Source organism: Photobacterium rosenbergii, from assembly GCF_003026455.1.
GTDB lineage: Bacteria > Pseudomonadota > Gammaproteobacteria > Enterobacterales > Vibrionaceae > Photobacterium > Photobacterium rosenbergii.
In genome coordinates this window covers 1-13,118 of record NZ_PYMB01000018.1, presented here as the reverse complement: position 1 = coordinate 13,118, position 13,118 = coordinate 1, and the positions used below count along the sequence as shown (strand labels likewise).

At 49.7% G+C, this 13,118-nt stretch carries 11 protein-coding genes and 2 tRNA genes; 12 read left to right on the top strand and 1 reads right to left on the bottom strand.

Features of this window, described 5'->3' with window-relative positions; genetic code table 11:
* Positions 1–86: 86 nt before the first annotated feature.
* The gene (gene yhbY / locus C9J01_RS22320; RefSeq protein WP_107300350.1) at positions 87–383 is read right to left on the bottom strand and encodes a ribosome assembly RNA-binding protein YhbY; all 297 of its coding nucleotides are present in this window, start codon (positions 381–383) and stop codon (positions 87–89) included.
* Between the two features lie 138 nt (positions 384–521).
* Between yhbY and rlmE the strand changes: the two genes are divergently transcribed.
* The 12 genes from rlmE to truB all read left to right on the top strand — a co-directional run bounded on the left by rlmE (position 522) and on the right by truB (position 12,656).
* On the top strand, positions 522–1,151 hold the full coding sequence (rlmE, locus tag C9J01_RS22315) for a 23S rRNA (uridine(2552)-2'-O)-methyltransferase RlmE (RefSeq protein WP_039469641.1): 630 nt from the start codon (positions 522–524) through the stop codon (positions 1,149–1,151).
* A gap of 49 nt (positions 1,152–1,200) precedes the next feature.
* Positions 1,201–3,180, top strand: a complete 1,980-nt coding sequence (gene ftsH, locus C9J01_RS22310) for an ATP-dependent zinc metalloprotease FtsH (protein ID WP_107300349.1) — start codon at positions 1,201–1,203, stop codon at positions 3,178–3,180.
* 115 nt (positions 3,181–3,295) lie between these two features.
* Positions 3,296–4,135, top strand: coding sequence for a dihydropteroate synthase (folP, locus tag C9J01_RS22305; RefSeq protein ID WP_107300348.1), 840 nt, complete (start codon positions 3,296–3,298; stop codon positions 4,133–4,135).
* A 46-nt stretch (positions 4,136–4,181) separates the two neighbouring features.
* Entirely contained in the window at positions 4,182–5,519 is a 1,338-nt protein-coding gene (glmM, locus tag C9J01_RS22300; protein ID WP_107300347.1) for a phosphoglucosamine mutase, read from the top strand.
* A gap of 197 nt (positions 5,520–5,716) precedes the next feature.
* On the top strand, positions 5,717–6,052 hold the full coding sequence (gene secG, locus C9J01_RS22295) for a preprotein translocase subunit SecG (protein WP_107300346.1): 336 nt from the start codon (positions 5,717–5,719) through the stop codon (positions 6,050–6,052).
* A 12-nt stretch (positions 6,053–6,064) separates the two neighbouring features.
* Positions 6,065–6,149 (top strand) — tRNA-Leu (locus C9J01_RS22290).
* A gap of 57 nt (positions 6,150–6,206) precedes the next feature.
* Positions 6,207–6,283: transfer RNA gene (locus C9J01_RS22285), tRNA-Met, on the top strand.
* A gap of 177 nt (positions 6,284–6,460) precedes the next feature.
* Positions 6,461–6,916: a ribosome maturation factor RimP gene (gene rimP / locus C9J01_RS22280; protein ID WP_107300345.1), complete on the top strand. Its 456-nt coding sequence runs from the start codon at positions 6,461–6,463 to the stop codon at positions 6,914–6,916.
* Between the two features lie 23 nt (positions 6,917–6,939).
* Positions 6,940–8,427: a transcription termination factor NusA gene (gene nusA / locus C9J01_RS22275; RefSeq protein WP_107300344.1), complete on the top strand. Its 1,488-nt coding sequence runs from the start codon at positions 6,940–6,942 to the stop codon at positions 8,425–8,427.
* 25 nt (positions 8,428–8,452) lie between these two features.
* Positions 8,453–11,206, top strand: coding sequence for a translation initiation factor IF-2 (gene infB / locus C9J01_RS22270; protein WP_107300343.1), 2,754 nt, complete (start codon positions 8,453–8,455; stop codon positions 11,204–11,206).
* Between the two features lie 97 nt (positions 11,207–11,303).
* A complete protein-coding gene (gene rbfA, locus C9J01_RS22265) occupies positions 11,304–11,702 on the top strand; it encodes a 30S ribosome-binding factor RbfA (protein WP_039469658.1) in 399 nt (132 codons plus the stop codon).
* Between the two features lie 3 nt (positions 11,703–11,705).
* Entirely contained in the window at positions 11,706–12,656 is a 951-nt protein-coding gene (truB, locus tag C9J01_RS22260) for a tRNA pseudouridine(55) synthase TruB (protein ID WP_107300342.1), read from the top strand.
* Positions 12,657–13,118 lie beyond the last annotated feature (462 nt).

Genomic DNA, 13,118 nt, shown 5'->3' with positions numbered 1-13,118 from the left:
TTGTTATTAAATGTATCTATAAAGAATGGATCATGGCATTCCGTGCCATGATTCAGGCATAAAAAAGGCCGCAGCGGCGGCCTTTTTTATTTGCGAGGAAGCTCGATCTTACGCTCTTCACTCTGGCGGTAAAGAACCAGAGTTTTACCGATAACCTGGACTTTCTCTGCCTTGGTTTCGCGTACAATTGCGTCAACGATCAAAACCTTAGTCTCGCGCTCTTCAGCAGCCACTTTAACCTTGATAAGCTCGTGGTGGTTAAGTGCCAGTTCAATCTCGGCAATCACGGCTTCAGTCAGGCCATTTGCGCCCATTAGGACAACTGGCTTTAGGTTGTGGGCAAGACCTTTAAGGTATTGCTTCTGCTTGGTGCTTAGATTCATGTCGGCTCTATTATTAAATTAGGGTTGAAAACCGCGTATTCTAACGCCATATAGTCTAGAAGACTAATTTGTTTAGTATACGCCATTTGTGGTGTTGCTGAGTATACTTGATAAGTACCCAAACTCATTAGGTAAATCATGAGTAAGAAAAAACATTCGGGCAGCTCTGGCCGATGGCTGAAAGAACATTTTGATGACAAGTATGTTCTAGAAGCGCAAAAAAAGGGCTACCGTTCCCGCGCGATTTTCAAAATTGAAGAAATCCAAAATAAAGACAAACTCCTGAAACCCGGTATGACGGTGGTTGACTTGGGAGCGGCTCCTGGTGGGTGGTCTCAGTATGCAGCTGAAGTTGTTGGTGATGAAGGGCAGGTGATTGCCTGTGACATCCTACCAATGGACTCACTGCCTGGTGTGAGCTTCCTGCAAGGGGATTTCCGCGAAGAAGCGGTCTTGGATGCACTGCTTGAGCGTATCCAGCCAGACATGGTTGATGTTGTGTTATCTGACATGGCACCGAACATGAGTGGCAACTTGGCTTCTGATCAGCCTAGAGCTATGTATCTTGTTGAACTAGCATTAGATATGTGTAGACAGGTACTTGCGCCTAATGGCAGCTTTGCGGTAAAAGTTTTCCAAGGTGAAGGCTTTGACCAATATCTGGCAGAAGTGCGTAGTATGTTTAAAGTGGTCAAAATTCGTAAGCCAGATTCGTCACGAGATCGCTCTCGTGAGGTATATATTGTAGCTACAGGTTACAAACTGTAGTACCCTAAATTCATCTATTAGTTATCGCGGGGTTAACACCTTGAGTGACATGGCAAAAAACTTGATTTTGTGGTTGGTCATCGCTGTGGTTCTGATGTCTGTTTTTCAGAGCTTCGGTCCCGGTGATAGTGCTGGCCGTCAAGTCGACTATACAACCTTTGTCCGTGAAATCGGTCAGGATCAGATAAGGGAAGTGCGATTCAATGATCGTGAAATTACCGTATTCAAACGTGATAACACGCGATACGTCACTTATCTGCCTGTCGTTAACGACCAAAAGCTGTTAGACGACCTTATTAACGCTAACGTAAAGGTCATGGGTACTCCGCCTGAGGAGCCAAGCCTACTGGCCTCAATCTTTATTTCCTGGTTCCCGATGCTATTGCTCATCGGTGTCTGGATCTTCTTCATGCGCCAAATGCAGGGCGGTGGTGGCAAAGGTGCCATGTCGTTCGGTAAATCCAAGGCTCGCATGATGAGCGAAGACCAGATCAAAACAACCTTTGCTGATGTAGCGGGTTGTGATGAAGCCAAAGAAGACGTGAAGGAGCTGGTTGACTACCTACGTGATCCAAGCCGTTTCCAGAAGCTAGGTGGTAAGATCCCAACTGGTGTTCTGATGGTTGGTCCTCCTGGTACGGGTAAAACCTTGTTGGCGAAAGCCATTGCCGGTGAAGCGAAAGTACCGTTCTTTACTATCTCAGGTTCTGATTTCGTAGAAATGTTTGTCGGTGTGGGTGCATCCCGTGTCCGTGACATGTTCGAGCAGGCAAAGAAAGCTGCCCCTTGTATCATCTTTATCGATGAGATCGATGCGGTAGGCCGTCAGCGTGGTGCTGGTGTGGGTGGTGGGCACGATGAGCGTGAGCAGACCTTGAACCAGATGCTGGTTGAAATGGATGGTTTCGAGGGTAACGAAGGTATCATCGTTATCGCTGCAACTAACCGTCCTGACGTATTGGACCCTGCACTATTGCGTCCTGGTCGTTTCGACCGCCAGGTAGTAGTAGGCTTGCCAGACGTTCGTGGCCGTGAGCAAATCCTCAAAGTTCACATGCGTAAAGTACCGCTCGACGGTGATGTGAAACCTGAGCTTATCGCTCGTGGTACGCCGGGTTTCTCTGGTGCTGACCTAGCTAACCTTGTTAACGAAGCGGCCCTGTTTGCGGCCCGTGGTAACAAGCGTACGGTTTCTATGGTTGAGTTCGAACTGGCGAAAGACAAAATCATGATGGGCGCAGAGCGCAAGTCTATGGTGATGTCTGAAGACCAGAAAGAATCGACCGCATACCATGAAGCGGGACACGCAATCATCGGTCGCCTAGTACCGGATCATGATCCTGTGTACAAGGTATCGATTATTCCTCGTGGCCGTGCATTGGGTGTGACCATGTACCTGCCTGAGCAAGACCGTGTCAGCCACTCCCGTGAGTTCTTGGAATCAATGATTTCGAGCCTTTACGGTGGCCGCTTGGCAGAAGAGCTTATCTACGGTGTCGACAAAGTATCTACTGGTGCATCAAACGATATCGAGCGTGCGACAGATATCGCGCGTAAGATGGTGACACAGTGGGGCTTCTCAGAAAAATTGGGTCCATTGCTGTATGCAGAAGATGAAGGCGAGGTATTCCTAGGCCGTTCAGTCACGCAGAGCAAGCACATGTCAGACGATACGGCGAAGCTTATCGATAACGAAGTTCGCGCTATCATCGACCGCAACTACGAGCGTGCTCGTGAAATCCTTGAGCAAAACATGGATATCATGCATGCGATGAAAGATGCGCTGATGAAGTACGAAACCATCGATGCTGGTCAGATTGATGACTTGATGGATCGCAAAACTGAAATCCGTGCGCCGAAGGGCTGGGGTGATGAGAATGACACCCTGAAAGCTGGCGATGCTGCTCCAGAGCAGCAAAGTGAGCAACAGGAAGCACCTGCTGAACCAAAAGCAGAAGTGAAGCCTGAGCAAGCTCCTGAAGCACAGCAACCAGTGCAGAACAAAGAAGACGACAAGCCACAGGCTTAATCGTTAGACGCTAATCAAAAACCCCGACCTTGTTCGGGGTTTTTTGTATCTATAACACCCATCGCTAAACACCAAGTGCTATAACACCTAGATTTATGGCCTAGGAGCAGACAAGTTGATCCTCAAGAGCAAATCAAAAACGTTAGATCTCTCTCGCCCCCACACCATGGGGATTTTGAACGTTACGCCGGATTCATTTTCAGATGGCGGCCGCTTTAACCAGATGGATGCAGCCCTGCGCCATGCTGAGGAAATGCTTGCCGCAGGGACGTCTATTTTGGATATCGGCGGTGAGTCTACCCGCCCTGGGGCTGATGAAGTTTCTCTCGAGCAAGAGCTTGACCGGGTAGTACCGGTTATTGAGGCGTTACGTCAGCGCTTTGATTGCTGGATCTCGATCGATACCAGTAAAGCGAAGGTGATGACCGAAGCGGTGAATGCCGGTGCCGATCTCATCAATGATGTCCGAGCCCTTCAGGAGCCGGGAGCGTTACAGGCGGCAGCCGGTGCCGGTGTACCAATTTGTATAATGCATATGCAAGGGCAACCGCGTACAATGCAGCATCAACCGTCATATCAAGATGTCATCGCCGATGTCGGTGACTTCCTGGCGGAACGAATCACTGCCTGTGAGCAAGTTGGGATAGCGCGCGAGCAGCTACTGCTCGATCCCGGCTACGGGTTTGGCAAAACCCTAGAGCATAATTACCAGTTGCTTGCTCACCTTGATGACTTCCATCGCTTCGGCTTGCCACTTTTAGTGGGGATGTCGCGAAAGTCGATGGTATTCAAATTATTAAACAAACAACCAGCCGATTGTATGGCTGGAAGCCTTGCCTGTGCCGCAATAGCAGCGATGAAAGGGGCCCAGATCATCCGGGTCCATGATGCGAAAGAGACGGTGGACGTCCTTAAGGTGTGCGAGATGACGCTGTCCCAATACCGGGATAAGTAACCTTCTCAGGCTAGGTTGAAGATATAAATATTGCTAGGAGCAGATAATGGCTGAGCGTAAGTACTTTGGTACCGATGGTATTCGTGGTTTAGTGGGCAAAGGCCCAATTACTCCAGATTTTGTGTTGAAACTAGGTTGGGCTGCCGGCCGAGTCTTGTCCCAGCAGGGCACCAAGAAAGTAATCATCGGTAAAGATACCCGTATCTCTGGCTATATGTTGGAGTCTGCATTGGAAGCCGGTTTGGCGGCAGCAGGCTTGCAGGCCGCATTTACAGGCCCAATGCCAACCCCGGCAGTTGCGTACCTTACCCGTACTTTCCGTGCTGAAGCCGGTATTGTGATTTCAGCTTCACACAACCCTTATTACGATAACGGTATTAAATTCTTCTCGTCAGAAGGGACCAAGCTTCCTGATGAGGTTGAGCTGGCGATTGAAGCGGAGTTGGACAAGCCGTTGACATGTGTTGAATCAGCCATGCTGGGTAAGGCCTACCGTATCAATGATGCAGCCGGTCGTTACATCGAGTTTTGTAAGGGGACTTTCCCGAGCAAGTATGACTTGGCGGGCTATAAAATCATTGTCGACTGTGCCCACGGTGCGACCTACCACATTGCGCCTAGCGTATTCAAAGAGCTAGGGGCTGAAGTGATCACTATTGGTTGCGAGCCAAACGGTACCAACATTAACGACAAAGTGGGTGCAACGGATGTTGCAGCACTGCAGGCCAAAGTCCTGGAAGAGAAAGCAGACTTCGGTATTGCCCTAGATGGCGATGGCGACCGTGTGATCATGGTCGATGAGGAAGGCAACAAAGTTGACGGCGACCAGATTGCCTACATCATTGCCCGCGATGCCCTGCGCCGTGGTGAGCTCAAAGGTGGTGTGGTCGGAACGCTGATGACCAACCTAGGAATGGAGAATGCCCTGAAAAACCTCGGTATCCCGTTTGTTCGCGCTAAAGTGGGTGACCGCTACGTGATGGAAGAGCTTAAAAAGCACGGTTGGCTGATCGGGGCCGAGAACTCGGGTCACGTGATCCTGCTGGATAAAGTGACGACGGGTGACGGCATTGTAGCGGGCTTACAGGTGATGGCATCCATTGTCGGTAGCAAGATGTCACTGAAAGAGTTGGCTGATGGAGTCACTATGTACCCACAGGTTCTGGAGAACGTACGTTTTGCCGGTGAGTCTAACCCATTGGAATCAGACGCAGTTCTGTCTGCAACTGCTGCTGTTGAGGCTAAACTAGGGGATAAGGGACGTGTTTTGCTGCGTAAATCCGGTACAGAACCTTTGATCCGTGTGATGGTTGAAGGGGAAGACGCTGCACTGGTCAAGGAGTCAGCCCTGCTGATTGCCGAGGCTGTGAAGGAAAGCTGCTGATTTTGTCCTGATTTCGACTGACTGGTGTCGGTTTTGCCTAAATCTTCGACAAGTAATTCAAGAAACAGAGTTTTCGAGGAAATTTTACTTGTCAGTGAAGATGGCTTTCGCTAGTATTCATTCCGCTCCTAATGGAAGGGGTGCGCTGGCACTGCTGAAGCAAAGCCGGCACAACAATTTAACCATAGGTGGAACCCATGTACGAAATTCTACTTGTGATTTATCTGTTGGCTGCGCTTGGTGTTATTGGCCTAGTTTTGGTTCAACAAGGTAAAGGCGCAGATATGGGAGCCTCATTTGGGGCTGGCGCATCAGGAACCCTGTTTGGCGCGAGCGGCTCTGGAAACTTCCTGACCCGAATGACTGCAGTTTTTGCGACCATCTTTTTCGTTATCAGCTTGGTGCTTGGCAACATGAGCGCTAAAAAAGCAGGCGAAACCAGTGGTTGGGAAAACCTAAGCGCTCCGGCAACTGAACAAGTTGTTGTTGAGCCTACTCAGAATGCACCTGTAAATAGTGACATTCCTGAGTAAATAAAGAATTTAGCCGAGATGGTGAAATTGGTAGACACGCTAGCATGAGGTGCTAGTGCCGCAAGGTGTAGGGGTTCAAGTCCCCTTCTCGGCACCATTATTACTCGCTTGAAAGAGTGAAGTCTGGGCGATATAATCGCCGTCAGATTACGGACGCGGGGTGGAGCAGTTTGGTAGCTCGTCGGGCTCATAACCCGAAGGTCGTCGGTTCAAATCCGGCCCCCGCAACCACTTTCCGAAAAAACAGCTATTCTTAGTAAGGTTGTTTTTTCTATCACAGCGATATGCTGTGGTATCAGGGTCCAGTGATATTAAACCCCGTAATTCGGGGTTTTTTATTATCTGAAACATGACCATTCAGGTATCTACTGGGCTTTATAGCCCTTTTTTTGTTTCCGGGGGGTTGTTTTGACAGCTTTAGAGATGCAATTGACCGAACTGCTTGAAGCGCCAGTAACGGCGACAGGCTATGAACTTGTCGGTCTGGAATTTATTCGTGCAGGCGAACATTCGACGCTGCGTGTATTTATCGATCACGAAAACGGCATTACCGTTGACGATTGTGCCGAAGTTAGCCGCCAGGTAAGCGCGGTGATGGACGTTGAAGATCCTATCACTGTTGCCTATAACCTGGAGGTCTCTTCCCCGGGTCTTGAAAGGCCGCTATTTAAAGCCGCACATTACCAGCAGTTTATTGGCCACGAGGTCAGCCTGGTGTTGAAAATGGCGATGGGCAACCGTCGTAAGTGGAAAGGTGACATCGTTGCAGTTGAAGGCGAGCTTGTCACATTAAATGTTGATGGCAATGAAGAAACATTTGCACTGAGCAATATTTCCAAGGCCAACCTGGTTCCAAAATTCTAACCGCTAAAATTGGGGCATTAGAAATGAACAAAGAAATCTTGGCTGTCGTTGAAGCGGTATCCAACGAAAAAGCTGTACCTCGTGAGCGCATCTTTGAAGCACTAGAGATCGCACTGGCAACAGCGACAAAGAAAAAATACGAAGCGGAAATCGATGTACGCGTTGCTATCGACCGTAAAACTGGCGAATTCGAAACGTTCCGTCGTTGGAAGGCAGTTGAAGAAGTGACTCAGCCTACGCTTGAAATCACTTTGGAAGCGGCCAAGTTTGATGATGAAACCATCGAGCTAGAAGGTTTTGTTGAAGACCAAATCGAATCAGTAACGTTTGACCGTATTACTACCCAGACTGCAAAGCAGGTTATCGTTCAGAAAGTTCGTGAAGCCGAGCGTGCACAGATCGTTGAGCAGTTTATTGACAACGAAGGTGAGCTAATCACCGGTGTAGTAAAGAAAGTTAACCGCGATGCTGTTATCATTGACCTTGGTAACAATGCAGAAGCTGTTATCCAGCGTGACGACCAGTTGCCACGTGAAAACTTCCGCCCAGGTGACCGTGTTCGTGGCCTACTTTACAAAGTGGCGCCAGAAGCACGTGGTTTCCAGTTGTTCATGACTCGCTCTAAGCCTGAAATGCTATCAGAGCTATTCCGCATCGAAGTGCCGGAAATCGGCGAAGAGATGATTGAACTAATGGGTGCTGCTCGTGATCCAGGTTCTCGTGCCAAGATTGCTGTAAAGACTAACGACAAGCGCATCGACCCTGTGGGTGCATGTGTTGGTATGCGTGGTGCACGTGTACAGGCCGTATCAGGCGAGCTAGGCGGTGAGCGTATCGATATCGTACTGTGGGATGAAAACCCTGCTCAGTTCGTGATCAACGCGATGGCACCGGCAGAAGTTAGCTCTATCATCGTTGATGAAGACAACCACACTATGGACATTGCTGTTGAGAAGGACAACCTTGCTCAGGCAATTGGCCGTAGTGGTCAAAACGTACGTCTAGCCTCTCAGCTAACTGGCTGGGAACTGAACGTTATGACTGTTGAAGATCTTCAGAAGAAACACCAGGAAGAAGCCCAAGAGTCTATCGAAGTGTTCACTAAGCACCTAGATATCGACGAAGACTTCGCCACTGTATTGGTTGAAGAAGGCTTCACGACGCTAGAAGAAATCGCCTACGTTCCTGTAGCCGAGCTGATGGGCGTTGAAGGTCTGGATGAAGACACTGTTGAAGAGCTGCGTAACCGTGCGAAAGAAGCGCTTACCACGCTAGCCCTTGCTCAGGAAGAATCTTTTGAAGGTGTTGAGCCTGCAGAAGACCTACTGGGCCTGGAAGGCTTGGAGCGTGAACTTGCGTTCAAACTGGCCGCTAAAGGCGTTGCAACGCTAGAAGATCTTGCTGACCAAGGTACTGACGATCTAACTGACATCGAAGGTATCGACGAAGCAAGAGCGGGCGAGCTAATCATGGCTGCTCGTAACATTTGCTGGTTCAGTGACGAAGCATAAAATTTAATCGCAAGGGAGGAGCAGCATGTCAGAGGTTACAGTTAAAGCACTTGCCGAGGAAATCGGCACGCAGATTGACCGTTTGCTTCAACAGTTTGCCGATGCTGGTATCAGCAAGAAAGCTGAAGATAGCGTAAGCCAACAAGAAAAACAGAGTCTATTAGCCCACCTTAAGAAAGAACATGGTGGCGATAGCACATCTGGCGAGGCTCCTACACGCCTTACTTTGCAACGTAAGACCCGAAGCACGCTGAGTGTTTCGGGCTCAGGTGGCAAAAATAAAAGTGTTCAGGTAGAAGTGCGCAAAAAGCGCACCTACGTAAAGCGTTCTGCGCTTGAAGAAGAACAGCGTGCCGCGGAAGAAGCGAAGCGCCAGGCTGAAGATGCAGCCCAGCGCGAAGCGGAAGAAGCCGCTCAGCGAGCAGCCGAAGAAGCTGCCAAGCGTGAAGCAGAAGAGCTGGCAAAACGCGAGGCGGAAGAAGCTGCTAAGCGTGCTGCTGAAGAAAAGCGTTTAGCTGAAGAACAAGCTAAGCAACATGCAGAACAGAATGCCGAACGTAATGCTGAGGACAAGCAGAAACGTGACGCAGAAGATAAGCGTTTGGCTGAAGAAAAAGCTAAACGCGCCGCCGCTGACGAACAGGCTAAAAAAGAAGCTGAGGCGCTACAACGTCGCCGGGAAGAGGAAGCCAAGCGTAAAGCCGAAGAAGAGAGTCAGCGTCAGCTAGAAGAGGCACGCAAAATGGCAGAAATGAATGAAAAGAACTGGTCAAAACCTGACCAGGAAAAAGGTAATATGGATAAAGCAGACTACCATACTACAACGTCTAGCTACGCTCGCGCAGCTGAAGACGAACAGGACCGCAAAGAAGAAGGCGGTCGCCGTCGCAAGAAGAAAAAAGCGGGTGCTAAGCAAGACGACCGCAATGCACGCGGTGGTCGTAACCAGCGTGGCCGCGGCAAGCAGCAGATGGCTAAACCAACATCAATGCAGCACGGTTTCGACAAAACAGCGACAGTTGCCAAGCAAGATGTTGTGATTGGTGAGACTATCGTTGTTTCTGAACTTGCTAACAAGATGTCTGTTAAAGGCGTTGAAGTTATCAAGGTGATGATGAAGATGGGTGCAATGGCAACCATCAACCAGGTTATCGACCAGGAAACTGCTGCGCTAGTAGCAGAAGAAATGGGCCACAAAGTTATCCTGCGTAAAGAGAACGAGCTGGAAGAAGCGGTACTATCTGACCGTGACGAAAACCTAGCGGTTGTTCCTCGTGCGCCGGTAGTAACTATCATGGGTCACGTTGACCACGGTAAAACTTCTACTCTTGACTACATCCGTAAAGCACACGTTGCGTCGGGTGAAGCGGGTGGTATTACCCAGCACATCGGTGCATACCACGTTGAAACTGACAACGGTATGATCACCTTCCTTGATACTCCGGGACACGCCGCGTTTACTGCAATGCGTGCTCGTGGTGCTCAAGCAACAGATATCGTTGTTCTTGTTGTTGCTGCAGACGATGGCGTAATGCCACAGACTGTTGAGGCAATCCAGCACGCGAAAGCGGCAGGTGTACCTCTAATCGTTGCTGTTAACAAGATCGATAAAGAAGATGCTAACCCTGACAACGTTAAGAACGAGCTTGCTCAGTACGACGTTATCCCTGAAGAGTGGGGCGGTGAGAACATCTTCGTTCATATCTCTGCTAAGCAAGGTACAAACATCGACGGTCTTCTTGAGTCTATCCTTCTACAAGCAGAAGTTCTTGAGCTAACTGCTGTTGCTGAAGGTATGGCGAAAGGTGTGGTTGTAGAATCTCGCCTAGACAAGGGCCGTGGTCCTGTTGCAACTGTTCTTGTTCAGGAAGGTACGCTACGTAAGGGCGATATCGTTCTTTGTGGTCTTGAGCATGGCCGTGTTCGTGCAATGCGCGACGAGGTAGGTAAAGAAATCGAGTCTGCCGGTCCTTCTATCCCAGTTGAGATCCTAGGTCTTTCTGGTGTTCCGTCTTCAGGTGACGAAGCGACTGTTGTTCGTGACGAGCGTAAAGCACGTGAAGTAGCACTTTACCGCCAAGGTAAGTTCCGTGACGTTAAACTGGCTCGCCAGCAGAAAGCGAAACTGGAAAACATGTTCTCTAACATGGCTGCCGGTGAAGTTGCTGAGCTGAACGTGGTACTGAAAGCTGACGTACAGGGTTCTGTTGAAGCGATTGCTGACTCACTACGTAAGCTATCAACTGAAGAAGTTAAAGTTAACATCGTTGGTTCAGGTGTTGGTGGTATTACTGAAACTGACGCGGTTCTTGCTGCAGCTTCTAACGCTATCATCCTTGGCTTCAACGTTCGTGCTGATGCATCAGCTCGCCGTACGGTTGAGACTGAGAACCTTGACCTTCGCTACTACTCAATCATCTACCAGCTGATTGACGAAGTTAAAGCAGCGATGGGCGGTATGCTTTCTCCTGAATTCAAGCAGGAAATCATTGGTCTGGCTGAAGTACGTGACGTATTTAAGTCGCCTAAGATCGGTGCTATCGCAGGCTGTATGGTTACTGAAGGTACCATCAAGCGTAACAACCCAATCCGCGTACTGCGTGATAACGTTGTTATCTACGAAGGTGAGCTTGAGTCACTACGCCGCTTCAAAGACGACGTTCAAGAAGTTAAGAACGGCTACGAGTGTGGTATCGGCGTTAAGAACTACAACGATGTTCGTGTCGGCGACCAGATCGAAGTTTACGAAATCATCGAAGTTCAGCGTACCCTTGACTAATATTCAAGGTCTAACCTGCTCTAAGATATACAAATAATCCATGGGGAGCTTCGGCTCCCCATTGTTTCAAGAGAGCTTTCTCTAAGAGAGGCAATGAATGTCTAAAGAATTTAGCCGCACCCAGCGTGTTGCGCAGCAGCTTCAGAAGGAGCTGGCCGTGATCCTGCAGCGTGAGATCAAAGACTCGCGTATTGGCATGACCACTATTTCAAGTGTCGACGTTTCCCGCGATATGGGTTACGCCAAAGTGTACGTGACCTTCCTGACTGTGGGCGAGCAAACCCCTGAAGGCAGCCTGGAAGCACTGCGCGAGATGGCACCGTACATCCGCTCACTACTGGGCAAGCAGATCCGCCTGCGTGTTACTCCTGAGCTAAACTTCATCTTTGATAAGTCACTAACCGAAGGTATGCGTATCTCGACTCTAGTGTCTAAAGCAGTACGCGAAGATGAAGAACGCCGTGGCGATGAGCCACAGGCAGAAGACGAGGAGTAATCGATGGCACGTCGTCGTAAGGGCCGTCCTATTGATGGTGTGATCCTGGTAGATAAGCCGACTGGGATCAGCTCGAATGATACGTTACAGAAAGTAAAGCGTATCTTCTTTGCCCAGAAAGCCGGCCATACCGGTGCCTTGGATCCTCTAGCGACAGGCATGCTGCCGATTTGCTTTGGTGAAGCGACCAAGTTCTCCCAGTTCCTGCTTGATTCGGATAAGCGCTACCGGGTGATTGCTAAGCTGGGTGAGCGTACCGATACTTCGGACTCCGACGGTGAAGTGGTGCAGACCCGCGAAGTCAAAGTTGACCGCGGCCAACTTGAGCGCTGTATTGCCAAGTTCCGTGGTACTACTGACCAGATCCCATCGATGTACTCGGCACTGAAGTACCAGGGCCGTAAGCTTTATGAGTACGCCCGCGAAGGGATTGAAGTACCGCGTGAGTCACGCAAGATCACTGTGTATTCTGTTGAGTTGCTGCGTTTTAGCAACAATGAAGTGGAAATGGAACTGCATGTGTCGAAAGGCACCTACATCCGCACCATCGTTGATGATCTGGGCGAGATGCTAGGTTGCGGTGCCCACGTGACTTACCTGCGCCGTACCGGTGTCTCCAACTACCCGGTTGAGCGCATGGTAACTATCGAGCAGCTTGAAGCCTTGCTTGAGCAAGCGAAAGGCCAGGATATCGCACCATCTGAACTGCTCGACCCATTGCTATTGCCAATGGATACCGCGGTACAGGATCTGCCGGAGGTCAACATCATCCCGCAGATCGCAATCTTTGTCCGCAACGGCAACCCGGTCAATGCAGGCCGTGTACCGGCTGAAGGTACACAGGTACGCATTACCGTCGGTGAAGAACGCGAGTTCATCGGTGTCGGTGTCATCGACCGCGAAGGCATGCTAGCGCCAAAGCGTGTAGTGGTTAATGAGCAGACCGCTCAGTAACGGATGCTTCTTTAAAATCCCCGGCCAAGCGCTGGGGATTTTTGTTTTAGGTCTAAGAAATAGCGGGCCCTAGGAAAAGAAGGTCCTAGTTCCTAGGAAAAGCAATAATGGGTCCTAGGAATAACTGGCCCTAGGAAAAGCGGGAACAGCGAAAGAACAAGAGCGAAGAACTTGACGTTGTATCACTATAAGTGAACGCTCCTGCAGGACCAAGGACCAAGGACCAAGGACCAAGGACCAAGGACCAAGGACCAAGGACCAAGGACCAAGGACCAAGGACCAAGGACCAAGGACCAAGGACCAAGGACCAAGGACCAAGGACCAAGGACCAAGGATGATATGACCCCCGTAAAGTAGACACGGGGGTTAGTTTCCAAGTTCGTACATCATGGGACTCAGTCCACCATTAGTCCCATGCCTTCTGACTATATTGTAATAGCCATCGATATAGTTGCGACACTC

What these genes read in the sequence shown, in the direction of transcription:
- yhbY (WP_107300350.1), bottom strand. Translation starts at nt 383, where the DNA reads ATGAATCTAAGCACCAAGCAGAAGCAATACCTTAAAGGTCTTGCCCAC.
- rlmE (WP_039469641.1), top strand. Translation starts at nt 522, where the DNA reads ATGAGTAAGAAAAAACATTCGGGCAGCTCTGGCCGATGGCTGAAAGAA.
- ftsH (WP_107300349.1), top strand. Translation starts at nt 1,201, where the DNA reads ATGGCAAAAAACTTGATTTTGTGGTTGGTCATCGCTGTGGTTCTGATG.
- glmM (WP_107300347.1), top strand. Translation starts at nt 4,182, where the DNA reads ATGGCTGAGCGTAAGTACTTTGGTACCGATGGTATTCGTGGTTTAGTG.
- secG (WP_107300346.1), top strand. Translation starts at nt 5,717, where the DNA reads ATGTACGAAATTCTACTTGTGATTTATCTGTTGGCTGCGCTTGGTGTT.
- nusA (WP_107300344.1), top strand. Translation starts at nt 6,940, where the DNA reads ATGAACAAAGAAATCTTGGCTGTCGTTGAAGCGGTATCCAACGAAAAA.
- infB (WP_107300343.1), top strand. Translation starts at nt 8,453, where the DNA reads ATGTCAGAGGTTACAGTTAAAGCACTTGCCGAGGAAATCGGCACGCAG.
- rbfA (WP_039469658.1), top strand. Translation starts at nt 11,304, where the DNA reads ATGTCTAAAGAATTTAGCCGCACCCAGCGTGTTGCGCAGCAGCTTCAG.
- truB (WP_107300342.1), top strand. Translation starts at nt 11,706, where the DNA reads ATGGCACGTCGTCGTAAGGGCCGTCCTATTGATGGTGTGATCCTGGTA.